The following is a 25,169-nucleotide window of genomic DNA, read 5'->3' on the forward strand; positions in this document are numbered from 1 at the left end:
AACGACTTCAGCACTTTAGCACAATAGTTTACAGATGTGCTTTTACGCGTAATGCGTCAGCTTTATCAGTTTGTTCCCATGGTACATTTAAATCTGTACGACCGAAGTGACCATAGGCTGCAGTTTGTTTATAAATTGGACGACGAAGATCTAGCATCTTAATAATACCTGCTGGGCGTAAATCAAATAGCTCACGTACCCATTCTACGATTTCGCTTTCCTTCACTTTTCCTGTACCAAATGTATCAACAGCAATGGAAACAGGCTGTGCAACGCCAATTGCATACGCCAGCTGTACTTCCGCGCGTTCTGCTAAACCAGCTGCTACAATATTTTTAGCTACATAACGTGCCGCATAGGCAGCTGAACGGTCAACTTTTGTGGCATCCTTACCTGAGAACGCACCGCCACCATGTCGTGCATAACCACCGTATGTATCAACAATGATTTTACGGCCCGTTAAACCAGCATCTCCTTTTGGCCCACCAATGACGAAACGGCCAGTTGGATTGATAAAGTATTTTGTGTTTGAATCTAATAATTCGCTTGGCACAACAGGGGCAATCACAAATTGTTTTAGATCAGCCTGAATTTGTTCAAGTGTTGCTTCTTCATCATGCTGTGTTGAAATAACAATTGTATCGACACGCACAGGTACGTTATTGTCATCATACTCAATTGTTACTTGTGTTTTACCATCTGGACGTAAATAAGCTAGCTCACCAGATTTACGAACTTCTGTTAAACGACGTGCTAACTTATGAGCTAAGCTAATTGGTAATGGCATTAACTCAGGTGTTTCATTACATGCATAGCCAAACATTAAGCCTTGGTCCCCTGCACCAATCGCTTCAATATCTGCATCTGTCATAGAACCCTCACGTGCCTCTAAAGCTTGGTCAACACCTTGAGCAATATCTGGAGATTGCTCACCAATTGCTACAAGTACCGCTAAGTTTTCAGCATCAAAGCCATATTTCCCACGTGTATATCCGATTTCCGCCACCGTATCACGTACAATACCTTTGATATCTACATAAGTAGAAGTAGTAATTTCTCCCGCTACTAATACTAATCCTGTTGTTACAGTTGTTTCACACGCTACACGTGCATTTGGATCTTCTGCTAAAATTGCATCTAAAATGGCATCCGAAATCTGGTCACAAATTTTATCTGGATGTCCTTCTGTTACACTTTCTGATGTAAACAGTCGACGGTTTGTCATTTAGTTTTCCTCCTATTACTCTTACAAAAAGTATTTGAATACGGTACTCATTACCCATGTCAAGTCCGCTCCTAAGGATTGAACTCTCAAGCCGCTGTTGTTGTCATTTCACTTAATGTGAAAAAATAACTGCTACTTTTAACACGAGGATTTCGAAAGATCCGTCATTATAATAAGGAAAGAACTACATATACTTACCTTTACATTGATTTTTAACAATAAAAAAATCCTTTACTCACGTTACTATACATGAGGAAAGGAATAATGACTTCGCTACCTTTCACTCTTATCGTTCAAGGGATTTTCCCTTGCATCAGGTTGGCACCAACGCATGTAGTGAAATAGTTCATGCAGGTTGCCGGGTTTCACAGGGCCTGACCCTCCACCAGCTCGGGATAAGAGTATCCGTTCAATTTTCATGTTACTGAAAAGGTCGAACGTTGTCAAATATTTTCTTATGTATTACTGTATAGATAAGGAAGGAACAAATATTCACCATAAAACTTTTCATTCTTGGGTGATGATGTAAATAAAAGAAAATTAATCCCTACAACATACCTAGCATCTTGTGGTAACATATGTGTGGCTCAAATTTTAGACAATTTACTGTAGCATTGAATGTTTTCTACTCGAAAAACATTATTTTTTGTCAGTTTATTGAAAAGTAATAAAAACTCTAAAATAATTTCTTAATTAGTATAGATTATTTAACCAATTGTGTTATACTATTTTTGAAATTAAGAAAAAATCCCTCTAAATCAAGGGAATACTATAAAAAAGGATGGTATTTAATCGATGAATTCAGTAGAAATTGCAAACGAACTGAAGGAATTATTAAGCGGCGGTAACATTAACGTTCAACTTTCAGTACCACAATTAGCAGAAAAAGCTACTTCTCGTGGTGAGGCAATGTTAACAGTAGATGGCGCAGTTCGTGCAGAAACTGGCAAATACACTGGTCGTTCACCTAAAGATAAATATACAGTAGAAGAAGAAAGCACAAAAGATCAAATTGACTGGGGTAAAGTCAATCAACCAATTTCCTCTGAAGTGTTCGATAACCTGTATGTAAAAGTAATAAAATATTTAAAAGAACAAGATGAATTATTTGTATTCAAAGGATTTGCTGGTGCTGACAAAGATTCACAATTAAGCATCCAAGTTATTAATGAATACGCTTGGCACAACCTTTTCGCTCATCAATTATTTATCCGTCCAACTAAAGACGAATTAGCTTCGCATGTTGCAGACTTCACTGTCATCTCAGCTCCTAACTTTAAAGCAGATCCTGCGGTTGACGGTACTGCTTCTGAAACATTCATCATTGTATCACTTGAAAAGAAAATTATCTTAATTGGTGGTACTGAATATGCTGGTGAAATGAAAAAATCTATTTTCGGTATTATGAACTACTTATTACCACAACAAGGTATCCTTTCTATGCACTGTTCAGCAAACGTTGGTGAAGCTGGCGATGTAGCATTATTCTTCGGTCTATCTGGTACTGGTAAAACAACATTATCCGCTGATCCAGACCGTAAGCTTATCGGTGACGATGAACACGGCTGGTCTGATAATGGTGTATTCAATATTGAGGGTGGTTGCTATGCAAAAACGATCAACCTTTCTGCTGAGAAAGAACCAGAAATCTACAATGCAATCCGCTTCGGCTCTGTTTTAGAAAACGTAGCTGTTGATCCAGAAACTCGTATTTGTGATTATGATGATGGTTCATTAACAGAAAACACACGTGTAGCTTATCCGATTCAATACATCGAAAACATTGTTGATCCTTCTGTAGCAGGTCATCCAAAAACAATCATCTTCCTAACAGCTGATGCGTTTGGCGTATTACCTCCTATCAGTAAATTAACAAAAGAGCAAGCTATGTATCACTTCTTAAGTGGTTTCACTTCAAAACTTGCTGGAACTGAACGTGGTGTAACAGAGCCAGAACCAGTATTCTCTACATGCTTCGGTTCTCCATTCCTTCCACTTCCTGCAACAGTTTATGCAGAAATGTTAGGTCAAAAAATTGACGAACATGGCGCACAAGTATTCCTAGTGAACACTGGTTGGACTGGTGGAGAATATGGTACTGGTAGCCGTATGAAGCTTTCTTATACACGTACAATGGTGCGCGCAGCTATCGATGGTCAATTAACAAATGTTGAAACGACACAAGATGCTGTATTTGGTTTACACATCCCAACAGCAGTTGAAGGTGTACCTTCACAAGTGTTAAATCCTCGTGAAGCATGGGCAGATAAAGCTGCATACGATGCAAAAGCTGCTGAACTTGCTGGCTTATTCAACGAAAACTTCAAGAAATTTGCAAACGTTTCTGAAGCCATCACTACACTTGGTGGCCCATTAAAATAACAACTAGAACAAGAAAAGGGAACGAGATAATTCGTTCTCTTTTTCTTTCCCATAAAACATAAATAAAGCTAATTTAGGGAGATACATATGAAAAGAAAATACAAATTACTAGTAGCAATCATTTCTATATTATTGGCATTATTTATTGGTGCTGGTTTTTTTGCAGGCAACTACTTTTATAATCTGGCATTAAATCCGGATACTGATAAATCAGCTGTTCTAGATGCCCCCCATAATTTAATTGATAGCAATTCAAATGAGGCTCAAGAGAAAGAGGACCGTGAGCAATGGTTTAACAAGCATTATGAGGAGAAGGCGATTCAATCCTATGATTCTCTTAATCTGCATGCATACGCTATCCAAAACAGCCAGCCCACAGACAAATGGGCAATTATTTTCCATGGCTATTCAAGTGATGGTACACAAATGACTAAGTATGCTAAACAATTTTATGATATGGGCTATCATGTGCTCATTCCCGATGCAAGAGGACATGGTCAAAGTGAAGGTGATTATATCGGCATGGGGTGGCATGATCGTTTGGATGTTGTTTCATGGATTGATGACATTGTAAACGGGAATAAAGATGCTGAAATCGTGCTATTTGGAGTTTCAATGGGAGGCGCTACTGTGATGATGGCTTCAGGTGAGGATTTGCCGTCAAATATAAAGGCTATCATTGAGGATTGCGGCTATTCTTCCGTATGGGATGAATTTTCCTATCAATTACAAGCAATCTTTCACTTGCCTTCATTCCCAATTATGCAATTCTCTTCAGTCGTAACTAAACTAAAAGCAGGCTATACTCTGGGAGAAGCTAGTGCTGTTGATCAAGTGGCAAAATCGAAAACCCCTATGCTGTTTATTCATGGAGATAACGATACTTTTGTCCCTTCGACCATGTTGAATGACGTATTTGAGGCAGCAAATGGTCCGAAGCAAAAATTACTTGTCGAGGGTGCTGGTCATGGCGAGGCGGAAAGCGTAGCTGGCGAGCTCTATTGGGAAACGATTCAGCATTTCTTAGAAACTTATATGAAATAATAAAGTGCCCCTTCCTTTAGAACACCTATTCATCTCCAGATGATAGCTATTTAAGGAAGGGGCTTTAATAATTTCATTTTCTAGTGTTGCTTCATCCATTCACAAAGAGCACGTACGGTTTCACGATTTTTAGCTGGCGGGTATTGATGTGCATAATGAGGGTCGTACCATGTTTCGTATGTTTTATTAGCATCCTCTAAGAAAAATGCCAGTTGTCTAGCATGCTCTATATCCACATTCTCATCCTGATAGCCATGAATAATTAACACTGGAGCTGTTATATGCTCTACTTCAAACAACGGTGTACGAGCATCATAGGCTTCCGGTACACGGTTAGGTGTTCCTCCGATAACGCGTTTCATCATCCGTCGCATATCTGTACGTTCCCAGTAAGTGGCCGTTGCATCAGAAACCCCAGCCCATGTCACAACGGAAGTAATATCCCTTCGTAAAATTGCTGTCCATAGAGCCATGATGCCTCCACGCGAAAAGCCAAAAACATGTAGATTATCATTGCAAAATTGCTTCAGTACATCGACTGCAAAAACAGCATCATAACGGTCTGCCCCTGCAAACTCATCTTTGCCCTCGCCACCTCTATTTCCACGATAATACGGTGCAAAGACGATAAAGCCTTGTGCGGCAAATTGAGCAATACGTGAGGGTCTTACCATACCGATGCTTTGCATACCCCCTCTTAAATATAAAAAGCCATCATATGTACCCTCAGTCTTCGGCTCAGCTAGAAGTCCTTTTATTCGCAAGCCCTGTGACATATAAGTGATTTCTGTTAACCGAATTGCTGGATTGGGAGAAGGATAGGCACGCTTTTCCACGATATCACCATTTTTTGTCACGTCGTTTCAACTCCTCCAGCATTTTCTTCATTCCTTCATCCTTCATATGAAAGCTCAAGTTTGGATGATGGGTAAATTCCTCATCAGATAACCACAGCATACCGGATGTTTCTAAATCAAATTCAATGTCCTCCTGCCCAGCAAATTGTGCAGTAAAAACCGTTTTACAAAATAATATGTCATCATGAACCGCATATTCTGCAAACCATTGAAGATTTTTCACACGGACACCGGTTTCTTCAAATACTTCCCTTATAGCTGCATCCTCTAGCGTTTCACCTTGCTCCAATTTGCCTCCTGGCACCTCGACACCACGTCGTTTATGAATAGTACATAGCCACTTATTTTGATGCTTTAAAAATACAAGGACGTGTTTGGGTTCTACGATAAATTCCCCTCTCGTAAAACTCAAATCTACGCGCAGGCCATGTAAATCTGTAAATGTTAACATATCTTCAACCTCACGTTCTATCATGCTGAATAACAGAAGTCATTTTTCATTGCCTTCACTTACAGGCATCGCGAATTTCTAATTTCTGTTTTGTTGGGATTGCATTTCCACTATGTGAAAATCATCTAATTCCCTTTAGCTTATCTAAGTTAACTATAGAGTAATCATACAGAAACAAGCAACTTTAAATATAGTGTAAGCAAGCAAAAAAGCGCGCTTCAAATGAAGACACGCTTTTCATTAAATGACTCGTTCACCATCGAAATAAACAACCGGATTTTTCACTACACAATCAATATGGACATCCGCTACATTTGCTCCGCCGAATGGTACATTGCTACCAAATGCGATATGGATTGTCCCATAGACCTTCTCATCTTCTAATACATTCCCACATAACATAGCACTTTTATTTGCTCCAATGCCAAACTCTGCGATGATCCGACCATTCTCTTCGCCAAGTAACTCCAGCAATCGAGGACCATCCGGACCAATGGCTTCTACTAATCGTCCATTAGAAATTTTCAATAATAAGGGTTCCTTTAAGACTCCAATATTAGCAATAGAACCATCCACTAAAATTTCACCATTTGCAGATGTCTCTATTGGCGCAATATAGGATTCACCGGAGGGAATATTACCGTGCTCACCTGCATGGCGAATAACGCCAGTCGAACGAATGCCTAAACGGTTTACTGCACTAAATGTTAGCTCATGACCATCCTTAACAATTCGAATTCCTGCCGCCTTATCGAGAAGCTGGACATATTTTTCTACCATTTCCTCAATCTCTTGCGCATCTGCATGAAGCGCACCTTGTTCAAGCATCTCCAACGTAATACCTGGCATAGTCGCTACACGACCACCTCTTTCACAGGCATTCTTACGGGCTGCTGTATGTGTCAAGGAATGAGAGGTCAAACAAAGTGAGACATCAGCATTTGCCATAAGCGATGAAACGGCATGAATAGGCTCCTGCCCTGATTTTTCCAATAAAGGCATAACCATAAGCATGGTATTAGCCGTTATTGTTAGCCCCGCCTCATAAAAGATTGTGGCTAAGTCTTGCTTTTGAACATCGGTCAAAATTAAAAGCGTTTCTGACGATTGAACATTTAAATGATCTTTTAATACCTTCAGTGCAATATCATGTAAATGCTGCATAGTAGCACTCCTTAATTAAAATTCAAATGATATCTACGAATGATTCCTTCTATTTCATTTCTAGCCTCTGTTAAAGGCCATAAAAATTCAGGTACCCGTTGTTCAGTAAATCGGTAGATAGGGCCAGAAACAGTGATAGAGGCTACAACCTTTTCATCACTATTAAATATAGGCATAGCGAGTGCCAATACATCGACGGAATATTCACTGTTACTGAGCGCATAACCACAGCTACGAATTTTTTCAAGCTCTAACCGTATGTCATTTGCATTCGTCATCGTATTGGTCGTATAAGCGGTTAACGGTTCATCAATAACTTTAGAAATTTGCTCATCACTTAGGAAAGCAAGCATAGAACGGTAGGAAGCACCTACATAAAGCGGAGATCTACTTCCTCTTGAAACAGTAAACTTCACCTTATTCACAGGCTCCGCTTTTAATAAAGTTAACGCTTCCAAGCCATTTAAAACTGTAAATATGGCGGTTTCACCAGTAACATCCTTTAACTTATCAAGAACAGGCATACATAGCTGATCTATGTTTAACGAATCATACATATTCATACCAATTTCCCATAATGCAATACCCAAGGAGTACTTTTTAGTGACAGGATCCTTTGTAATAAACCCATTATTCTCAAATGTTTCAAGAATGCGATATAGATTTGTATGATTCATGTTCATCGCCATCGCTAACTCTCGACCACCCCATATAGGCTTTTCTTTTGTAAACATCTTTAAAACCGCAATTGATAAATTTAACGTCTTTAGCATATCTCTCATCCTTTTGATCTATTTCTCTGTACAAACGGCTGCAAATCCCTCTCTTAAGGGGGATTAATTGAAAGATTTAACAGCCGTCAGCACCTGATATCACTTTATCAAAAGTAAGAGAGTAGCTAATCTCTTACTTTTGATAGAGGAAATCAATCGCAGCAGTAATATATACTTTTGCACAGCGTACGATATCTTCAACACGCACTTTTTCATTATACCCGTGAATGCTTGGTAAATAGGCTGGCCCGTATTGTAAAACCGGAATATCATACTGTCTGAAATGTCGAGCATCACTGCTTGCCCATTGCATAACACCATAAGCTTCTAATCCTGTTACAAATGAAATATTATCCACAATCGATTGGCAAACAGGATTTTCAGCTGGGGTATAATTGGCTACACTTTTGAAACCAAAACGTCTAATCGAATACTCGATGTCTAAGGCATCTAATTTATTCTTCAAGATTTCTGTTACTTCCTCTTGTGTAATACCGAATGGTAAGCGACAATCGACCTGTACCTTACAATAATCTGGGATAACATTGGACTTCGTACCTCCCTCAATTGTACCAATATTTACAGTAATTTTCTCTAGTACTTCCTGATATTTCAGGCGGTCTTTCTCCACTTCACGCATATATTTTTTCGATACTTCTATTAGTGGCTGTACTTCTTCAGGAATGACTATATTGATGTCCCATAATGTGCGAATTTCTTGAATAGCTCGGATTGCATCATTAATTGCATTACGACCCGCTAAAGGTGATAAGCTACCATGTCCAGGTTCCCCATGCACTTCTAATTCAAACCAGTAGGAGCCTTTTTGCCCAATTGTCGGATTTAATGGAGATGAAGGCTCGGCAATTAAACATCCATCCCCGTTAACTAAACCTCGCTCCAACAACCAAGGAACACCAAATTCCCCACCAGTTTCTTCATCAGGTACAATGGCTAATGTTAATTTCCCTGGCAATTCAATATTCAATTTCTTGAGTAGTTTTGTTGCAAAAATAATACCTGCTAAACCAGCTTTCATATCGCTTGCTCCACGCCCAAGCATCCAACCATCCTTCACTTCTCCAGAGAAAGGATCAAAATCCCATTTAGATAAGTCTCCAACAGGCACAACATCTGTATGTCCACAATAAACAAGTTCTTTGCCTTCAGCATTTCCAATAGAAGCTACTAAATTAAACATTTTATCCGCAGCCTCATATTTTTGGTAAGCAATGCCTACATCATTTAGATAGTGCTCGATAAAGGCTGTTATTTCAGTCGTATCTCCTGGAGGATTCACACTTGGAATTTGAATGAGTTTCGAACAAAAGTCAATTAACTCTTCTTGATGATTTTCCACTTCATCTACTAGTTGCATTTTTAGTGCTTGTAAGTCATTCATGTGCTGGTACCTCATTTCCTTTAGTTTGTAAATGCTTCATGCTACCGTATAAATTTTTCATATGTGTAAACTGCTTTTCATCAAAGAAAGAGCATTTATGAGCACCGTACGTTTTCGCCACTTCTAAGACAAATCGAACAACATTCTCTACGTCTGTCACATGTGTTGCACCTGTTGCACAGCCTGCCACGATAGATTCGGTTGTAATTGCTACCCCTACTACAGGACTTGATGTCGCCACAGCAGGCTGTAAAATACTATTGATATGGAATAAACCATTCCCATATGGGGTAATGTCTTGCATTGTTAGCGGCAGTACAACTGGTGCAATACCTGCTGATTGTGTGTAAATTTGCAGCAAATCATCACTAATTTTTAATATGTAACCTTCTTTAACTGTTGGTGTAATGGCAAATCCTTTATGGTTACATACTTGGTTACCTTTTGTTGTATCAATCGAAAGAATAGCATCCATTGTTTCTTCCACTTCATTCTCGTTCATGACGCTAATATCGACTGGAGAATTCATAAATGGCACTGGCTCATGTGGTAAAGTGGGTGCAGTTGGACAAATATGAGTGGAGAAAATTACATCTCCCTCTAACTGGTCACCTTTTAAAGCCATATCAATCGCTTTTGCTGCGCCGGCCATACAGGCTAGTGCTCCATCTCCATCCGATACAAAGCCCGTCATTTCAGGGCGTGCCCCGATACCGCCTAAGCGACCGATGATACCTAATGTAGGCGCATGGCCCCCTGAGGATTTACCATTTTTACCTTTCACTAGAACGCGGACAAAATCGGTTGAGCCATTTTCACCTTTAATTGTTTTAACTACTACATCTGCTGCTGGATTAATATTGTGTAAATACTCTTTCATCACCTCACCATTTACATACATACTATCCATTACCTCGTATAACTCCATAACATGCTTCAATGACATAATTAGTCCGCTCCTTTTTCTATCAAAAATTCTTATTCATGAAGATTTATAAGATTTTCATCTATATTGTAGATACTTCTTGCTGAATAGCTTTCCATAAATGACATGATACTTGATGGGTTGCTGTCACCGTATCGAGTGTTGGTTGCTCTTCTGCACATTTGTCTGTGGCAAAACGACAACGTTTATGGAAAGCACAGCCACTCGGAGGATTCACGGGACTTGGAACATCCCCTGTTAAAATAATTCGTTCCTTTGTATCAAAAGGATTTTCCTTAGGAATAGCTGATAACAAAGCCTGTGTATAGGGGTGTTGAGGGTGATCATAAATTTCTTTATATGAGCCCATTTCAACAATTTTGCCTAAATACATCACTGCAATGCGATCACACATATAATTCACAACATTGAGATCATGTGAAATAAAAATATAGGTTAAACCAAAATCTCTCTGTAAATCTTTTAATAGATTGATGACTTGTGCCTGTACAGATACATCTAAGGCGGATACAGGTTCATCACAAACAACTATATCCGGTTGAAGTGCAAGTGCCCGTGCAATATTAATGCGCTGCCTTTGTCCTCCAGAAAACTCATGGGGATAGCGCTTTGCATGATAAGCACTCAACCCTACTGTTTCAAGTAGCTCCATGACACGCTTTTTACGTGATGATTCATCACCTATCCCATGTATTACTAATGGTTCAGCAATTAAATATTCAATAGTTTTACGAGGATCTAATGATGCATAGGGATTTTGGAAAACCATTTGTATCGATTTTCGAGCAGAACGAATATCCTTCGTATTTAAGCTTGCTAAATCGGTACCCTTAAACTCAACGATACCCTCGGTTGGTGCTATTAACTGGTTGATTAAACGTGCAACCGTCGATTTCCCGCAGCCCGATTCACCCACAATCCCAAGTGTTTCTCCTTTAAATAATTCAAAGCTTACTCCATCTACCGCTTTCACAAATTGCGTGGACTTTTTAAAAGGAATTGAGCTCTTAATAGGAAAATGCTTTTTTAAATTATTTACCTTTAACATCAATTCATTGGGCTGTTGCATGAAAAACCCCCACCTTTCTAGCGACAATTTGATCTTTTGATTGCAAATGGCAGGCTACAAAATGATTGTCCTGGACTTCCACTAAATCGGGTATTGTACTATGGCATAGATCCGTTGCTAACGGGCAGCGAGCTGCAAAATGACAACCACTTTGTGGCATGGTTAGATCGGGTGGACTTCCTGGGATGGCTGGCAACCTTTGCTGTCCTTGTGTCCCCATCGTAATCTGCGACTCTAATAATCCCCAAGTATAGGGGTGTAATGGTTTTTCATAGAGCTGCCTTGTTGTAGTCGACTCCACTGTACGACCTGCATACATGACATTCACTTTGTCGCAAAGCTCCCAAACTACACCTAAATCATGCGTAATCATAATAATGGCCGTATCATGTTCTTGCTGTAATTTTTTCATCAAATCAAGAATTTGAGCCTGTACAGTTACATCCAATGCTGTAGTGGGCTCATCAGCAATAAGTAGCTTTGGATTACAAGCAAGCGCGATAGCAATCATGACACGTTGACGCATCCCACCTGAAAATTCATGTGGATACATTTTCAAACGCTTTTCTGGCTCCGGAATCCCTACCATTTTGAGCATATCCACAGCTTTTTTTGACGCATCCTTCTTGGATATATGCTCATGTGCTTGGATCACTTCTAAAATTTGATTGCCCACTGTTAAAACGGGATTTAGACTCGTAATAGGGTCTTGAAAAATCATCGACATTTCATTACCTCTGACATTCCGCATTTCCTTTTCTGAAATCCCTATTAAATCACGCCCATTAAAACGAATTACTCCGTTCGTTATTTTTCCTGGCGGAGATGGAATTAAACGCATGAGAGCAGTGGCAGTAACACTTTTTCCCGACCCAGACTCGCCAACAATCCCTAGTGTTTCCTTCTTATTTAATTGTAAATTAACTCCATTAACAGCTTTCATTGTAGAGCCACCACTCTTAAATTCTACTGTCAAGTTTTCTACATCTAGTAAACGTTCAGTCATGACGCCATCCCCTTTCATTAAACTTTCATTTTCGGATCTAATGCATCACGTAATCCATCTCCTAACAGGTTTATGCCAAGGACTGTTAATAAAATACAGATACCTGAAAATGTCGCCATTTGAGGATTTAATACTAAAAAGTCTTTACCATCCTTTAAAATGCTACCCCATGAGGCTGTTGGAGGCTGTACCCCTAACCCTAAAAAGCTAAGTGCAGCCTCGGAAATAATAGCGCCTGCCGTACTCATCGTTCCATAGACAATTAATGGAGCTAAACAATTGGGTAGTATATGACTAAAAATGATACGTGAATGTGTAGCCCCTAAAGAATGCGTCACCTCAATAAACTCTTCTTCTTTAACACTTAAAACCTGACCACGAACAAGCCTAGCAAACCCTGGAATATTGGCTATACCAATAGCGACTATAACGTTTACAAGTCCTTGTCCTAATACTGTCATTAGCGTAATAGCTAATAAAATGAATGGAAAGGCGAAAAGGCCATCCATCGTGCGCATGATAATGGAATCACTACGCCCCCCAAAATATCCCGCAACAAGACCGAGTAATGTCCCAAACACAGCACCAAATAACACTGCTGCAATTCCGACAATCATAGATATTCGGGTTCCATAAACTAAACGACTAAACAAATCTCGACCATAGTTATCCGTTCCAAGCAAATGTCCATCGGTATTCATGGGTAAAAATGATTTACCAACAGTCATTTCATTTGGTGGGTGGGTTGCAATTAATGGAGCGAAGATAGCAACAATGGCCATCAAGGATACAATTACTAACCCAATTGTTGCTAATTTATTTTTAAGCAACTTACGTAACAATGTATTTCTTTTTCTAGTTTCATTGACAACTGCTTGAGTCATTGTTATTTCTTCCCTCCATTCGATTCAAGATTGACCTTTGGATTCACAACCTTATACAACACATCAACGATTAAGTTAATAAGGACAAAGATAAAGGCAATGAAAATAACTGTACCTTGTACAACGACAAAGTCACGTTTATCTATCGCATCTACAATTAATCGACCCATCCCAGGCCAGCTAAAAATCGTTTCTGTTAAAACGGCACCACCTAGTAAATTAGAAATTTGCATACCTAGTACCGTTAAGATTGGCGTTAAAGCATTTTTAAACGCATGCTTCCCAATAACCAAATATTCTTTTATGCCCTTAGAGCGTGCTGTTTTAATATAATCTTGTGAAATGACCTCTAACATACTCGAACGTGTAATACGTGCGAATGTCGCCATTGGAATTGTTGCTAAAGCAAAGGCTGGTAAAATTAAATGCTTTAAATATGGCCAAAAACCTTCACTCATATTCCCCATTCCAGTCGCAGGGAACCAGCCAAGATTGACACTAAAGAATAAAACAAGCATGATTCCCAACCAAAAAATCGGCATGGATACTCCTACTAGTGACACAAGCATGACCACATAATCAATGATCGTATTTTGTTTTCTAGCTGCCAATATACCTGCTGGGATTCCAATTACGACAGCTATTAATAAGGCTGCTAGTGCAAGTACAACTGTATTTGGGAATCTTTCGATAATAAGCCCCAAAACAGACTCACTATAAGAATAGGAATAACCCAAATTTAACTGCGCTAAGTCACCTACATATGAAATAAATTGTGAAGGCATTGACTTATTTAATCCCAGTTCTTCTCTTAAATTCTCTACATCTTCCACACTAGCCTGGGGACCAAGCATGACAGAAGCCGGATCACCGGGAATCATTCGCGTAATAATAAATACGATGATACCCACTACTAACAGTGTTGGAATAAGGTTTACTAACCTTCTTAAAATAAATGAGCCCATCTTATTAAGACCTCCTTTTCATTATTAGAATCAGTGGTTCATATTGTGAATAACTAAATACTACACCTAGCGATAATTATTTGTAAATATATTTTTTCTGAATTTTTTTAATTTTATATTTACTTCCTGTTTACAAATGTGCTACTTTTATTTCGAACCTACCATTTTTGAATCAACGGTTCATATTGTGAAACAAAATAAAGGAGGCTAGCACGGATGAAGAAAATAAACGTAAAAAAATCTTTCCTACTTTTCTTTTTAACTTTAATGATTGCTGTTTTAGCTGCTTGTGGTGGGAATACAGAAAAAAATAACTCATCAGATGTAAAAGATGGAGAAGTGACTTCTGGAGGCTCATTAAATGTTGGTCTTTCAGCGAATGCCAAAACGTTTGACCCGATCAAATATACGGGGGTTTATGAATCACAGGTAATGCGTCAAATGGGTGATACTTTAGTTGTGTATAACAAAGATCTGTCGGATATTATCCCCTCTTTAGCAACAGAATGGAAAGTATCGGATGATATGTTAGTGTATACGTTCCAATTACGTGATGGTGTAAAATTCCAAAAGGGACAATACCAAGATGGTCGTGAGATGACAGCTGAAGATGTGAAATATTCATTAGAACGTTCTGCTAAGGAATCGGCTATGAATCGGCTTAGTGGCGTGACAGAGGTTAAGGTACTATCTGATTATGAAGTAGAGATTCACTTAGCTACTCCTAATGCTGCCCTACTTGCTATGCTAACTGATGCTGGAAATATTATTATTCCAAAAGAAGAGATAGAAGGATGGGGCGATAAATTTTCTGAGCATTTCGTTGGTACCGGTCCATTCCAGTTAACTGAATGGAAAAAAGACCAGGAAGTAAAACTGGCACGCCATGAAAATTATTGGGGAGACAAGCCAAATCTCGACCATTTAACCATGAAATTTATATCCGACCAGAATATGATGACCAATGCATTACGTTCAGGTGATATTGATATCGCCATGGACGTAAAAGGCCAAAATCGAGAAATTATCAATCAAGATAGTAATCTTGAGCTGTTAACAAATCCGGGCTTATCCATTGTTTACCTGGATCTCAACAATAAAGTAGGTCCAACTGCTGATAAGCGTGTACGTGAAGCCATTTATATGGCAACAAATGTTGAGGAAATCATTTCAGGTGTTAATCAATGGGGTGGTGGTGATGTTTCCTATTTACCATTACCTCCAGGTTCTTGGGGCTATGATAAATCCTTAGTCGATATGGTACCGAAATATAATCCTGAAGAAGCTAAAAAATTATTAGCGGATGCCGGCTATGCTGACGGCTTCAAAACAGAAATTTACGTATCCGAGGCACGTGTTCCCTACGCAACGATTTTCCAAAGTCAATTGAAGAAAAATTTAAATATAGATGTTGAAATTAAAGTCCTTGAATGGGGTACTTACAGTGATACAGTAGCAAAGGGCAATGCTCCAATGAATATTGGTGGTTGGACATGGTATCCAGATCCATATTTCTTCCTCTATCAATTATTCCACACAAATCAAATCGGAGCGTTAGGTAATGGTAAAGGCTACAGCAATCCAGAGGTTGATAAATTATTGGAGCGTGCTGTATCTGAAACAGTCGTACAAGAAGAACGAGCAAAATTATACCAAGAGGCATTAAAATTGATACTAGCGGATGTTCCTCGTATCGAATTAGAAGCAACGCAAACTGTTGCAGGCGTAAATAAACATGTACAGGGCTTTGAAGTTTCAGCTGATAACTCTGTTCAAATTGTTCATCCAAATGGTACGAACGTATCCATTTCAAAATAACTCAACTAGAAAAGTGGAGATTCTTGTCTCCGCTTTTCTTCATAAGGAGAGATCTAATCCGATGACTCGATATATAAATGGGCTTGTCTTTAACTCTGACACTCGTAGCTTTGATAAACAGTCATTCCAAGTGCAAGGAGAATATTTCAAACAAGCTACACATACTGCCGAGAATGAAATAAATTTAGATGGCTATTATATTACCCCTGGCCTTATCGATAGTTGTTCACAAATTGGTTTAGCTGAAATTGGCATTCGTTGGGAAGGTGATGATAGCTATGAATTTGATTCGCACTTACAATATTCAGTTATTGATGGCATTTACCCCTTTGATGTAGCCTTTCAAAAGTCTGTCTCACATGGGGTTACAGCATCGCATATTGTTCCTTCTCCCAAAAGCTTAATTGGTGCCAAAACGGCTATCATTCATCATACACATACAACGGTAGATGAAATGATGATTGCCAAAGATGTTGCATATTCCTTTTCTATTGGGCACCAAGCAAAAAGTACATTTTTTGCTGAAAAGAAAAAGCCATTGACTCGTATGGGCATTGCTAAAATCTTAAGGGACACACTCCAACAAATTCAACAACAGGAACCTTTCATCCATAAAATTGTTGTACGGGCCCATAAAGCTGTCGATATTGAATTAATTCATCGACTACAACAAGAATTTAACAATGCTTTTGACTTTCATATTATTCATGGCACGGAAATTCCTCTTGTTGAAGAGACAGCTTTCCATACGGTTATTGCCGGGCCGACATTCCGTTATATTGAGCATAATGAGATGATGGAGCTGTCACCAAAGCTATATCGTCAGCTATTCACTCAAACAATTCCATTTGTTTTTTGTACAGATCACCCAGTTAGTAGCACATCCCATCTAACATTAGAAGGTTGTTTAGCTGTCAGAGAAGGTATGTCACGCTCCGATGTTCTCTATACATTGACAACGGGCGCTGCTAATTTCCTTGGCATTGCCCATAAAACTGGTGCTATTCGTGATGGCCTTTATGCTGACTTTGTAATCTGGGATAAACATCCATTAAATTTAGATGCACAGGTTATCGCTACTTTTATTAAAGGGGAAAAAGTTTATGCAACGGAAGAAGGTATGTCAAAATGAACATTTATCATCATGCAACGTTTCTCACAGTTAATGAACAAAATGATATTTTTGAGCAGCTATGGGTTGAAGATGGACGCATTGTTTATGTAGGGCCTGCCAAAGAAATTCCTCCTCATGCGCACTTAATCGATCTACAGGGAGCATATGTCACACCTGGATTAATTGATATCCATGCACATGTAGGGACATGGGCAGAAGTAACTGAAGATATTAATGATGCTAATGAATATAGCGAACCATTTACGCCGCTTATGCATGCTTTAGACAGTGTTGATATTCGCCATTTCTCCTTTCAGCATGCCCTTGAAGGGGGCGTGACAACTGTACAAACTGGTCCTGGTAGTGCCAATGTTATTGGTGGTATTTGGAGTATCCTGAAAACAGCAGGTCCCACTCTCGCTTCTCGCGTCCTAGTAGAACGAAGTGGATTAAAAGGAGCATTGGGGGAAAATCCAAAGAACGTCTTTGGTAATCAATATAAACGAAAGCCAATGACCCGTATGGCGATTGCTCAGCTGCTACGGGATGGCTTCCAACGGGCTAGCCTGCTGAATGAACCGGAGCAAGCTGAAGAGGTATTCCAAAATTCCGAATTACGACCATTTATTGAGGTACTCCGTGGAGAAATGCCCCTTCGTCTTCATTGCCATAGAGCAGATGATATTATGACCGCTATACGAATTGCCAAAGAATTTAATGTGAAGCTCCATTTAGAGCATTGTACAGAAGGCTATCTTATTGTTGATGCAGTAAAAAATAGTGGATTCCATGCAACGCTTGGTCCCTATATGTTAACACCATCTAAATATGAAACCCGGCATTCTACACCAGCCATTGCTGCGATATTTAAGGAGCATAATATTCCTTTTGCTATCATGACAGATCATCCCTTTGTACCCATTCAGTACTTAAAATATTGCGCCTCTGAAGCAATTCGTTATGGGCTAGATGAACAAACAGCTTTAAAAAGCATTACGTTACATGCCGCTAAGCTTGTACAGCTTGATCATCGAATTGGTAGTCTTGAGGAAGGGAAAGATGCTGATTTTGTTGTGTGGTCTCACCCTATTTTTGAAACCGAAGCGAAAGTACTACAAACCTATGTAAACGGAGAAAAATATTTTGAAGCGGAGGAAGCACAATGGAACACTCAAAAATTGCCATTGTAACTATTGGTCAAGCTCCTCGTAAAGATATGGCGGAGGATATTCAGCATTTAAGACAAGATGGCCTCCATGTTCATGAATTTGGTGTCCTTGATTCCCTATCATCATCTGAAATTGCGGCGCTATCTCCCTCACAGGAAGACACGGATGTTTTAGTGACTCTCCTGACAAATGGTCAGCAGGTAAGGCTAAGTAAAGCAAAGCTTATGCCTTATATTCAGCAATGCCTTCATGATCTCCATGGCTTTACTTGGATTTTACTAATGTGTACAGGCGATTTTGCCAATAAACTATCCTTTAAAAATCTTTTACTCCCGGATCGTATGATGACTAATTTAGTGAAAGGCCTTCATACGGAATTAGCCATTGGTTTAATAGGCCCTGAGCCTGATCAACAAATAACGGTTGCAGAAAAATGGCAAAAAGCGCATTTTGACGTGAACTTCTCAGCAAGTTCACCTTATCACTTTAATGCACACGATTTATTAGCAAAGGCACAGCAATTAGAATATGAGGGTGCTGATTTGCTCATTCTTGATTGTATGGGCTATTCCACATCGATGAAAAATATGATTAAACATCAACTGAATATACCTGTCATCGTCCCACGTGAAGCTGTTTTTACTATATTAAAGGCAATATATTAATATCCTCTACTGAGGTGATTGATTTTCACTGAGAGTGGCGACACTCAAAGTGAAAATCAGACCCCATTAGACTCTCTTATTAAAATAAGGTAGCTGCTCCACAAATGACTTCGTTTCCTCATCTCCATACTCATGAACTAATGCATAAATTTTCATCAATCTTAAATCAATTTCATCATTTTCTCTATCTAAGTGATATTGGATATACGGTAACTGTGCACGCCATGCATTGGAAATTTCTAATAACTGCATTTGCTGAAAAATTTTCTCAAAAACATCTAATGCTTGTCGATCCACATTCAGCTCAAAATTCCAAGGCCCTGCATATGGATTCGTATAATAGGTTCTATTGGCAAGTGAAAAATATACACGCTGACGATTCATCATTACGATTCACTCCTTTTCCCATAGTATGGAGAGAATGATGTTGTTTTATTCTTTGGAATGTCAAACTTCCTTCACAATTAAAATGTCCATATCACTTATAATAAGTATGATGAACAAAGAACGGAGTGAGTATGATGAGTTTAACTACGCTCTTAATCGTCGCAATCATCATCGTTATTATTATCACTATTGCGACAGTTATCAGTGTCAACCGTGCCTATGCTTTTAAACATACCGTTGATGAAAAACCTAAACAAAGCTATCATCAAGAGGAGAACTAGCAAGTCATTCATTATTGATAAATTTTACTAATTGAATTTGGAGTGAAAGCAATGGGTGTACCATTACCAATTATTATTATGATTGCTATGATGATGTTAATGTTCGGTCTTTCTGTCATTTTCATTATCAAGAAAAAAAATAATATCTTTACGCAAACAATTGACGCAAAGCCAGAACAATTTACATCGCAACAAGAGGAAGAACAACGATGAAATATCCCTTTATTTGGCTCATTAAGTTTTACAGAAAATATATCTCACCTATGACGCCACCTACTTGTCGTTTCCATCCCACATGTTCTTCTTATGGCCTCGAAGCTTTTCAAAAGCATGGGGCGCTAAAAGGTTTTATTCTAACTATTACACGTATATCCAAATGTCATCCTTTTCATCCTGGTGGCTTTGATCCAGTGCCAGAAAAATGGCCTTCGAAAAAGAATTAATTTTCGGAGGTCATTTTTTCTTGTACTTTTTGAAATTGTGCGTTATTATAATAACTGTTCTAAAAAATAAATCGTAATGGTTACTATTTAAAGAAGGGATTATATTATATGAAAAAAGTTTATGTATTATTGCTAGTCACAGTTCTTGCCCTGTTTACCGCTGCTTGCGGAGATCAATCATCTACTTCCCCAAAATCTTCGAATGAGACGGATAAATTAACAATTTATACTACTGTTTATCCTTTAAGCTATTTTGCACAGCGTATTGGCGGTGACTTTGTGGATGTTTCTTCTATTTATCCTGCAGGTGCTAATGAACATACATTTGAACCAACACAAAAGGATATGATGAAATTAGCAGATGCTACTATCTTTTTCTATATTGGCTTAGGACTTGAGGGCTTCGTTGAAAATGCTAAAAAGACTTTAGCCAATGAAGATGTCACAATGGTGGCAACTGCTGATGAGGTGTCTGATGAAAAATTAGCTATCAGCACAGGTCATGTGCATGCTGAAGATGAACACCATGATCATGAGCATGCAACAACAGAAGAAGAACACGATCATGCAGAAGAAGGTCACGGACATGACGACCATGAGCATGGAGATATCGACCCTCATGTTTGGCTGTCTCCAACAATTAGTCAGGATTTAGCACTTGCTATTAAAAACACGTTAGTGGAAAAAATGCCTGCACAAGAATCTACTTTTAATCAAAATTACGAGGCATTGGTAAAAGAATTACAAGATTTAGATGGTGAATTTAAAGCAATGGCTGATCAAGCACAAAATAAAACATTTTTTGTATCTCATGCAGCATTCGGCTATATTGCAGGTCAATACGGTCTAACACAAGTACCTATTGCTGGCTTAAATTCTCAAAATGAACCTTCACAAAAAGAACTAACATCGATTGTTGATAAAGCGAATGAATTGCATATTCACTATATTTTATTTGAACAAAATGTCTCTTCAAAATTAGCAGAGGTCATTCAAAAAGAAGTTGGTGCAGAATCACTTGTATTGCATAATTTAAGTGTATTAACGGCCGACGATGAAAAAAATAAAGAAACTTACTTCACATTGATGAAGAAAAACATTCAAACATTAGATAAAGCTTTAAGCAGTCAATAATTGATTGAAAGAAGGAGGTGCCCCGAAACTGGATGGGACACCTCCTTTATTATGACGTATTTTTCTTGCGGCATTTGTTTTTCTGTTCGCTCAATCGATAGGAACCGCTTCGTTGTTTGGAACACTTGAATTTCTTGTGAATAAGGCACTAGGAAAGCCACCATACTTTCTACTAAAATCGTTGCCCATTCATTAACGTCAAAAGAATCTATAGTGTTTGAATCGTTCTGGTTTTGTGAAACAAGTTTTGTAGGCTTTTCTATGAATGGTTTGTTAGCTAGCCTATTTTCGTCCATTATAGATATACCCTTATTTGGATTAAAACCTTCCTGCAAAGGCGTTGTTACACTTTGTCTTTTTGTTACTTCCTGCATTTCAGAATATTTCTCACTTGTTGCAGCAGGGAAGCTTGCATAGTCCCATGTATGATCCTGCGATAATTGGCGATCCGACACTAGGAAGTATTGATAACGTACTTCCCCCTTCCGGTCAGGTAATGGATCATCCCACGTCACATCGATATGATACCAATTATGATCAAGTTTCACTAATACCCAGGCATGGAGCTGCTCGCCCACTTTTCCAGGTACATATTGCACCTCAAAGCCCAGCATTTCTAGCATTCGATAAAGCACTAATGCATATGCCTGACAGACTCCCTTATTTTCTGTCAGCAGCGTATAAGGGGAATACTGACTTCCTTCTGTTTCTTTTGAATATTCCGCAGTTAGAACAATAAAATCATGTGCAGCCTGTAATTTTTGTATGTCGCTTAATCCTTGCATAGGTGCAATAATATCCGTCAATGTTTGCTCGACCATTGCTTCCTCTGTTTGTGAAAGATGATAGGTAAATGTAAAAGCAATAGCTATATTTTTGTTATAACCATCATACTTCCATTTAAAGCTAGAAATATTAGTATAAATATAAGAGTTTTGAATCGCACCTTTCGTAATGTCTGTTAGTTCATCTTTAATATCAGATATGTCACCAGTATAGTAAATAGAGAATTCCGTTGATAGCTGCATAACTTCTTTATTAATGAGAGATTGTAGTGTTTTAATTGAATCAGCAGTTGCTACATCATCTTTTTCATAGTTTGCAAAAACTTGCACATGACTCATTTGTAGAACAAATAATATAATGACAACATTATATATATATTTCCTCATATGAGTCATTCTCCTTTACTAAATAGTTTATGCCTCTCCTTTTTTATTATGTTAATGAATGATTAATTTCATGCTAAAAGTTCAAATATTTACAAAATAAAAAGAAGCCTAGCGTACAAAAGGCTTCTTTTTTTACGTGTATTTTATTGTAGTAATTTTCGTCTAAGCAGCTTATCTGCTCCGTTTCGTGGGAGACTGTTTGTGATAATAATTTCCTTTGGCAACTTATATTTAGCCAGCTTCTGTTGACAGAAGGCTTGTAATTGTTCGACTGATATTTGTTCATTCAACACAATAAAAGCAACCGGTACTTGTCCCCATTGCTTATCATCGGCACCACATACACCCGCCTCCTTAACAGCTGGATGCATAAGCAGTACATTCTCTATTTCTGCGGGATATATATTTTCTCCACCAGAAATTATCAAATCTGCTCTGCGATCTATGACAAATAGATAACCATCTTCATCTAGATAGCCAATATCTCCCGTATACAACCAGCCATCTCGCGTGGCGCTTTTTTGTGCAAAACGGCCGATATAGCCAGGTGTAACATGGGGTCCTCTAATGCAAATTTCTCCTTCACCTTGCACGTTGGGTTCTACAATTTTGATTTGATTAAAAAATAAAGGCTTTCCGGCAGAGCCAATTTTCCGAATCGCATCCTCACTTGCTAATGTAGCTGTTTGTGAGGAGGTTTCCGTCATACCATATGTTTGAGCTACAGCTAAGTTTAACGAGTGTGCTCGCGCTAGGTAATCAGCTGGCACTGGTCCTCCACCAGCAAGCATTAATTTAAAACGGGAGGAAGCCTTAGCTTTAAGTTGCTCCAACGTATGTAAAATTCTTTCCAACGTCACAGCTACAACTGACATATGCGTTACTTCACCATTCATAATATGATGCGTAATAGCTTCTACATCAAAATGATCATATAAATAGACTTGATTGCCATATAACAGTGAACGCACTAATATCGAAAATCCACTAATATGGAATAATGGAACAGCACATAGCCAAACATCATCAGCCTGTAGGCCAATATTTAAAACCGAGGCCGTTGCACTAGCCTGATGGTTACCTACCGTTTGACGGACCCCCTTAGGAAAGCCTGTTGTCCCAGAGGTATACATAATCGTTGTTGTTTGATCCAAAGGCCATTCCTTTCCGATATCGAATGCTCCTTCTTCCCCCTCTTCAATCGTTGAAAATAAATAATGAGCCGTATTTGCAGGCAACTTATTTACATCTTCATCCGCAATTAATACGGCAACTGCCTCAGAATCCGCCAACTGGTAGCCAAGTTCATCCTGTGACAACCTACGATTTAGCATAACCATCTCACATTGTAAATGCATGCAAGCATACATGGTAATGACAAGCTCTGGTTTACTTGGCCCCATGATGGCAATCCGATCACCCCGCTTTATACCCAGTCCCACCAATTGGCGAGCACGCTTACTAGATAAATCATTCAACTCTAAAAAAGTCCAACTTTGTTCTTTATAAGTTAATGCCTTACGTAACGGTGTTAAATAGGCACGCTGTATAATCCAATTCGGATACATATTTGTCACTCCAATCACCCTACATCTTAACGCTTTACCCTAGCGCTTGTCTATTCGTGATGCATTTGCTTTTAAAACGCTGTAGTTTTGTTTTATCCGTCACTTTTGTGTTTTTATCCGTCACTTTAATTGTTTTATCCGTCACTTTCCTTGCTCTATCCGTCACTTTAATTGTTCTATCCGTCACTTTAATTGTTTTATCCGTCACTTTCCTTGCTCTATCCGTCACTTTCCTTGCTCTATCCGTCACTTTCTGCTCTATCCGTCACTTTTTCGTTTTTATCCGTCACTTTCCTTGTTTTATCCGTCACTTTGCTTCTACATACTCCCAATTTCCCAGGCATACAAAAAAGCTCGTATCTCTAATAGATACGAGCTTTACAAGCACCCTAGCTAATAAATCAAGGGAATCTTGGGAATTGGCCAAAGTCTGGTTGACGTTTTTCTTTGAAAGCGTCGCGACCTTCTTTTGCTTCATCTGTTGTGTAGTAAAGAAGTGTAGCGTCACCAGCCATTTGTTGAAGACCTGCTAAGCCGTCTGTATCTGCATTCATCGCTGCTTTTAAGAAGCGCAATGCAGTTGGCGACATTTGTAGCATTTCTTCACACCATTGAACAGTTTCATCTTCTAATTGGTCATAAGGAACCACTGTATTAACTAAGCCCATATCAAGCGCTTGTTGTGCATCGTATTGACGGCAAAGGTACCAAATTTCACGAGCCTTTTTATGTCCAATAATACGAGCAAGATAGCCTGAGCCGTAACCAGCATCAAATGACCCTACTTTTGGACCTGTTTGTCCAAAGCGAGCGTTGTCAGCAGCAATTGTTAAATCACAAACAACATGTAATACGTGTCCTCCACCAATTGCATAGCCTGCAACCATTGCCACTACAGGTTTTGGAATTACACGGATTAAACGTTGTAAATCAAGAACGTTTAGACGTGGGATTTCATCGTCTCCTACGTAGCCACCATGACCACGAACTTTTTGATCTCCGCCTGAGCAGAAGGCATGTTCACCTTCACCTGTTAAAATAATTACACCGATATTTTTATCATCGCGTGCACGTGAAAATGCATCAATCATTTCCATAACCGTTTTTGGGCGGAATGCATTACGCACTTCTGGACGATTAATCGTAATTTTTGCGATTCCGTTATAGAACTCATACTTAATATCTTCATAAGTATGTAATGAAGTCCATTGACGTGTCATTGAATTGCCTCCTATATTCTAAATTCGTCT

26 protein-coding genes and 1 riboswitch are annotated in these 25,169 nt (G+C 38.8%); of the genes, 10 read left to right on the forward strand and 16 right to left on the reverse strand.

Features of this window, described 5'->3' with window-relative positions; all coding sequences use genetic code 11:
• Window positions 1-28: 28 nt before the first annotated feature.
• Entirely contained in the window at window positions 29-1,225 is a 1,197-nt protein-coding gene (gene metK / locus AC07YC_RS11610) for a methionine adenosyltransferase (protein ID WP_494919433.1), read from the reverse strand.
• Between the two features lie 283 nt (window positions 1,226-1,508).
• Window positions 1,509-1,627, reverse strand: a riboswitch (SAM riboswitch).
• Between the two features lie 393 nt (window positions 1,628-2,020).
• Between metK and pckA the strand changes: the two genes are divergently transcribed.
• The gene (pckA, locus tag AC07YC_RS11615) at window positions 2,021-3,607 is read left to right on the forward strand and encodes a phosphoenolpyruvate carboxykinase (ATP) (RefSeq protein ID WP_494919434.1); all 1,587 of its coding nucleotides are present in this window, start codon (window positions 2,021-2,023) and stop codon (window positions 3,605-3,607) included.
• 87 nt (window positions 3,608-3,694) lie between these two features.
• Window positions 3,695-4,651 (forward strand): alpha/beta hydrolase, encoded by a 957-nt coding sequence (locus AC07YC_RS11620; protein WP_494919435.1) that lies wholly within the window; start codon window positions 3,695-3,697, stop codon window positions 4,649-4,651.
• An 80-nt stretch (window positions 4,652-4,731) separates the two neighbouring features.
• On the opposite strand, the gene AC07YC_RS11625 is transcribed toward AC07YC_RS11620, so the two are convergent.
• The 10 genes from AC07YC_RS11625 to AC07YC_RS11670 all read right to left on the reverse strand — a co-directional run bounded on the left by AC07YC_RS11625 (window position 4,732) and on the right by AC07YC_RS11670 (window position 14,168).
• On the reverse strand, window positions 4,732-5,508 hold the full coding sequence (locus tag AC07YC_RS11625) for an alpha/beta hydrolase family protein (RefSeq protein WP_494919436.1): 777 nt from the start codon (window positions 5,506-5,508) through the stop codon (window positions 4,732-4,734).
• Window positions 5,492-5,983: an NUDIX domain-containing protein gene (locus AC07YC_RS11630; RefSeq protein ID WP_494919437.1), complete on the reverse strand. Its 492-nt coding sequence runs from the start codon at window positions 5,981-5,983 to the stop codon at window positions 5,492-5,494. The genes AC07YC_RS11625 and AC07YC_RS11630 overlap by 17 nt, the downstream gene beginning before the upstream one ends.
• A 216-nt stretch (window positions 5,984-6,199) precedes the next feature.
• Entirely contained in the window at window positions 6,200-7,123 is a 924-nt protein-coding gene (locus AC07YC_RS11635) for an aminopeptidase (RefSeq protein WP_494919439.1), read from the reverse strand.
• A gap of 11 nt (window positions 7,124-7,134) precedes the next feature.
• Window positions 7,135-7,896, reverse strand: a complete 762-nt coding sequence (locus tag AC07YC_RS11640; RefSeq protein ID WP_494919440.1) for an IclR family transcriptional regulator — start codon at window positions 7,894-7,896, stop codon at window positions 7,135-7,137.
• A 133-nt stretch (window positions 7,897-8,029) separates the two neighbouring features.
• A complete protein-coding gene (locus AC07YC_RS11645; protein ID WP_494919441.1) occupies window positions 8,030-9,298 on the reverse strand; it encodes a M20 family metallopeptidase in 1,269 nt (422 codons plus the stop codon).
• Window positions 9,291-10,244, reverse strand: a complete 954-nt coding sequence (locus AC07YC_RS11650) for a DUF1177 domain-containing protein (protein ID WP_336635310.1) — start codon at window positions 10,242-10,244, stop codon at window positions 9,291-9,293. The genes AC07YC_RS11645 and AC07YC_RS11650 overlap by 8 nt, the downstream gene beginning before the upstream one ends.
• Before the next feature lie 61 nt (window positions 10,245-10,305).
• Window positions 10,306-11,313: an ABC transporter ATP-binding protein gene (locus AC07YC_RS11655; RefSeq protein WP_336635309.1), complete on the reverse strand. Its 1,008-nt coding sequence runs from the start codon at window positions 11,311-11,313 to the stop codon at window positions 10,306-10,308.
• Window positions 11,297-12,319 carry an ABC transporter ATP-binding protein gene (locus AC07YC_RS11660; protein WP_494919442.1) on the reverse strand — a complete coding sequence of 341 codons (1,023 nt, stop codon included), beginning with the start codon at window positions 12,317-12,319 and terminating at the stop codon, window positions 11,297-11,299. The genes AC07YC_RS11655 and AC07YC_RS11660 overlap by 17 nt, the downstream gene beginning before the upstream one ends.
• 17 nt (window positions 12,320-12,336) lie before the next feature.
• On the reverse strand, window positions 12,337-13,203 hold the full coding sequence (locus AC07YC_RS11665) for an ABC transporter permease (protein ID WP_008180364.1): 867 nt from the start codon (window positions 13,201-13,203) through the stop codon (window positions 12,337-12,339).
• Window positions 13,204-13,205: 2 nt separating this feature from the next.
• On the reverse strand, window positions 13,206-14,168 hold the full coding sequence (locus AC07YC_RS11670; protein WP_036220980.1) for an ABC transporter permease: 963 nt from the start codon (window positions 14,166-14,168) through the stop codon (window positions 13,206-13,208).
• Between the two features lie 216 nt (window positions 14,169-14,384).
• On the opposite strand from AC07YC_RS11670, the gene AC07YC_RS11675 reads away from it, so the two are divergent.
• The 4 genes from AC07YC_RS11675 to AC07YC_RS11690 all read left to right on the forward strand — a co-directional run bounded on the left by AC07YC_RS11675 (window position 14,385) and on the right by AC07YC_RS11690 (window position 18,934).
• Window positions 14,385-15,986, forward strand: coding sequence for an ABC transporter substrate-binding protein (locus AC07YC_RS11675; RefSeq protein ID WP_494919443.1), 1,602 nt, complete (start codon window positions 14,385-14,387; stop codon window positions 15,984-15,986).
• A 61-nt stretch (window positions 15,987-16,047) separates the two neighbouring features.
• Window positions 16,048-17,118, forward strand: a complete 1,071-nt coding sequence (locus AC07YC_RS11680) for an amidohydrolase family protein (protein ID WP_494919445.1) — start codon at window positions 16,048-16,050, stop codon at window positions 17,116-17,118.
• Window positions 17,115-18,290 (forward strand): amidohydrolase, encoded by a 1,176-nt coding sequence (locus tag AC07YC_RS11685; RefSeq protein ID WP_494919446.1) that lies wholly within the window; start codon window positions 17,115-17,117, stop codon window positions 18,288-18,290. The genes AC07YC_RS11680 and AC07YC_RS11685 overlap by 4 nt, the downstream gene beginning before the upstream one ends.
• Window positions 18,263-18,934 (forward strand): AroM family protein, encoded by a 672-nt coding sequence (locus tag AC07YC_RS11690; RefSeq protein ID WP_494919448.1) that lies wholly within the window; start codon window positions 18,263-18,265, stop codon window positions 18,932-18,934. Before AC07YC_RS11685 ends, AC07YC_RS11690 begins: the two co-directional genes overlap by 28 nt.
• Before the next feature lie 66 nt (window positions 18,935-19,000).
• On the opposite strand, the gene AC07YC_RS11695 is transcribed toward AC07YC_RS11690, so the two are convergent.
• A complete protein-coding gene (locus tag AC07YC_RS11695; protein ID WP_494919469.1) occupies window positions 19,001-19,318 on the reverse strand; it encodes a transposase in 318 nt (105 codons plus the stop codon).
• A gap of 137 nt (window positions 19,319-19,455) precedes the next feature.
• Here AC07YC_RS11695 and ytzI point away from each other — a divergent pair, with 137 nt between their 5' ends.
• The 4 genes from ytzI to AC07YC_RS11715 all read left to right on the forward strand — a co-directional run bounded on the left by ytzI (window position 19,456) and on the right by AC07YC_RS11715 (window position 21,179).
• Window positions 19,456-19,602 (forward strand): YtzI protein, encoded by a 147-nt coding sequence (gene ytzI, locus AC07YC_RS11700; RefSeq protein WP_094029594.1) that lies wholly within the window; start codon window positions 19,456-19,458, stop codon window positions 19,600-19,602.
• A 51-nt stretch (window positions 19,603-19,653) separates the two neighbouring features.
• Window positions 19,654-19,815: a hypothetical protein gene (locus AC07YC_RS11705; protein WP_175423068.1), complete on the forward strand. Its 162-nt coding sequence runs from the start codon at window positions 19,654-19,656 to the stop codon at window positions 19,813-19,815.
• Complete coding sequence (gene yidD, locus AC07YC_RS11710; protein WP_008180348.1) at window positions 19,812-20,045, forward strand: membrane protein insertion efficiency factor YidD; 234 nt, start codon at window positions 19,812-19,814, stop codon at window positions 20,043-20,045. Before AC07YC_RS11705 ends, yidD begins: the two co-directional genes overlap by 4 nt.
• A 108-nt stretch (window positions 20,046-20,153) precedes the next feature.
• Window positions 20,154-21,179: a metal ABC transporter solute-binding protein, Zn/Mn family gene (locus AC07YC_RS11715; protein WP_494919450.1), complete on the forward strand. Its 1,026-nt coding sequence runs from the start codon at window positions 20,154-20,156 to the stop codon at window positions 21,177-21,179.
• On the opposite strand, the gene AC07YC_RS11720 is transcribed toward AC07YC_RS11715, so the two are convergent.
• The 4 genes from AC07YC_RS11720 to menB form a co-directional block, all read right to left on the reverse strand.
• Window positions 21,173-22,351, reverse strand: a complete 1,179-nt coding sequence (locus AC07YC_RS11720) for a transglutaminase domain-containing protein (RefSeq protein ID WP_494919452.1) — start codon at window positions 22,349-22,351, stop codon at window positions 21,173-21,175. The genes AC07YC_RS11715 and AC07YC_RS11720 overlap by 7 nt on opposite strands.
• 143 nt (window positions 22,352-22,494) lie before the next feature.
• Window positions 22,495-23,919 carry an o-succinylbenzoate--CoA ligase gene (locus AC07YC_RS11725; RefSeq protein WP_494919453.1) on the reverse strand — a complete coding sequence of 475 codons (1,425 nt, stop codon included), beginning with the start codon at window positions 23,917-23,919 and terminating at the stop codon, window positions 22,495-22,497.
• Window positions 23,920-23,953: 34 nt separating this feature from the next.
• Window positions 23,954-24,169: a hypothetical protein gene (locus tag AC07YC_RS11730; RefSeq protein ID WP_494919454.1), complete on the reverse strand. Its 216-nt coding sequence runs from the start codon at window positions 24,167-24,169 to the stop codon at window positions 23,954-23,956.
• A 151-nt stretch (window positions 24,170-24,320) separates the two neighbouring features.
• Complete coding sequence (gene menB, locus AC07YC_RS11735) at window positions 24,321-25,139, reverse strand: 1,4-dihydroxy-2-naphthoyl-CoA synthase (RefSeq protein WP_008180343.1); 819 nt, start codon at window positions 25,137-25,139, stop codon at window positions 24,321-24,323.
• Between the last annotated feature and the right edge of the window lie 30 nt (window positions 25,140-25,169).

It is taken from the genome of Lysinibacillus sp. GW247-5R2A, from assembly GCF_059424475.1.

Coding starts and splice junctions, on each gene's coding strand:
- metK (WP_494919433.1), bottom strand. CDS start 1,225: ATGACAAACCGTCGACTGTTTACATCAGAAAGTGTAACAGAAGGACAT.
- pckA (WP_494919434.1), top strand. CDS start 2,021: ATGAATTCAGTAGAAATTGCAAACGAACTGAAGGAATTATTAAGCGGC.
- AC07YC_RS11620 (WP_494919435.1), top strand. CDS start 3,695: ATGAAAAGAAAATACAAATTACTAGTAGCAATCATTTCTATATTATTG.
- AC07YC_RS11630 (WP_494919437.1), bottom strand. CDS start 5,983: ATGATAGAACGTGAGGTTGAAGATATGTTAACATTTACAGATTTACAT.
- AC07YC_RS11635 (WP_494919439.1), bottom strand. CDS start 7,123: ATGCAGCATTTACATGATATTGCACTGAAGGTATTAAAAGATCATTTA.
- AC07YC_RS11640 (WP_494919440.1), bottom strand. CDS start 7,896: ATGCTAAAGACGTTAAATTTATCAATTGCGGTTTTAAAGATGTTTACA.
- AC07YC_RS11645 (WP_494919441.1), bottom strand. CDS start 9,298: ATGAATGACTTACAAGCACTAAAAATGCAACTAGTAGATGAAGTGGAA.
- AC07YC_RS11650 (WP_336635310.1), bottom strand. CDS start 10,244: ATGTCATTGAAGCATGTTATGGAGTTATACGAGGTAATGGATAGTATG.
- AC07YC_RS11655 (WP_336635309.1), bottom strand. CDS start 11,313: ATGCAACAGCCCAATGAATTGATGTTAAAGGTAAATAATTTAAAAAAG.
- AC07YC_RS11660 (WP_494919442.1), bottom strand. CDS start 12,319: ATGACTGAACGTTTACTAGATGTAGAAAACTTGACAGTAGAATTTAAG.
- AC07YC_RS11665 (WP_008180364.1), bottom strand. CDS start 13,203: ATGACTCAAGCAGTTGTCAATGAAACTAGAAAAAGAAATACATTGTTA.
- AC07YC_RS11670 (WP_036220980.1), bottom strand. CDS start 14,168: ATGGGCTCATTTATTTTAAGAAGGTTAGTAAACCTTATTCCAACACTG.
- AC07YC_RS11675 (WP_494919443.1), top strand. CDS start 14,385: ATGAAGAAAATAAACGTAAAAAAATCTTTCCTACTTTTCTTTTTAACT.
- AC07YC_RS11680 (WP_494919445.1), top strand. CDS start 16,048: ATGACTCGATATATAAATGGGCTTGTCTTTAACTCTGACACTCGTAGC.
- AC07YC_RS11685 (WP_494919446.1), top strand. CDS start 17,115: ATGAACATTTATCATCATGCAACGTTTCTCACAGTTAATGAACAAAAT.
- AC07YC_RS11690 (WP_494919448.1), top strand. CDS start 18,263: ATGGAACACTCAAAAATTGCCATTGTAACTATTGGTCAAGCTCCTCGT.
- AC07YC_RS11695 (WP_494919469.1), bottom strand. CDS start 19,318: ATGAATCGTCAGCGTGTATATTTTTCACTTGCCAATAGAACCTATTAT.
- ytzI (WP_094029594.1), top strand. CDS start 19,456: ATGAGTTTAACTACGCTCTTAATCGTCGCAATCATCATCGTTATTATT.
- AC07YC_RS11705 (WP_175423068.1), top strand. CDS start 19,654: ATGGGTGTACCATTACCAATTATTATTATGATTGCTATGATGATGTTA.
- yidD (WP_008180348.1), top strand. CDS start 19,812: ATGAAATATCCCTTTATTTGGCTCATTAAGTTTTACAGAAAATATATC.
- AC07YC_RS11715 (WP_494919450.1), top strand. CDS start 20,154: ATGAAAAAAGTTTATGTATTATTGCTAGTCACAGTTCTTGCCCTGTTT.
- AC07YC_RS11720 (WP_494919452.1), bottom strand. CDS start 22,351: ATGAGGAAATATATATATAATGTTGTCATTATATTATTTGTTCTACAA.
- AC07YC_RS11725 (WP_494919453.1), bottom strand. CDS start 23,919: ATGTATCCGAATTGGATTATACAGCGTGCCTATTTAACACCGTTACGT.
- menB (WP_008180343.1), bottom strand. CDS start 25,139: ATGACACGTCAATGGACTTCATTACATACTTATGAAGATATTAAGTAT.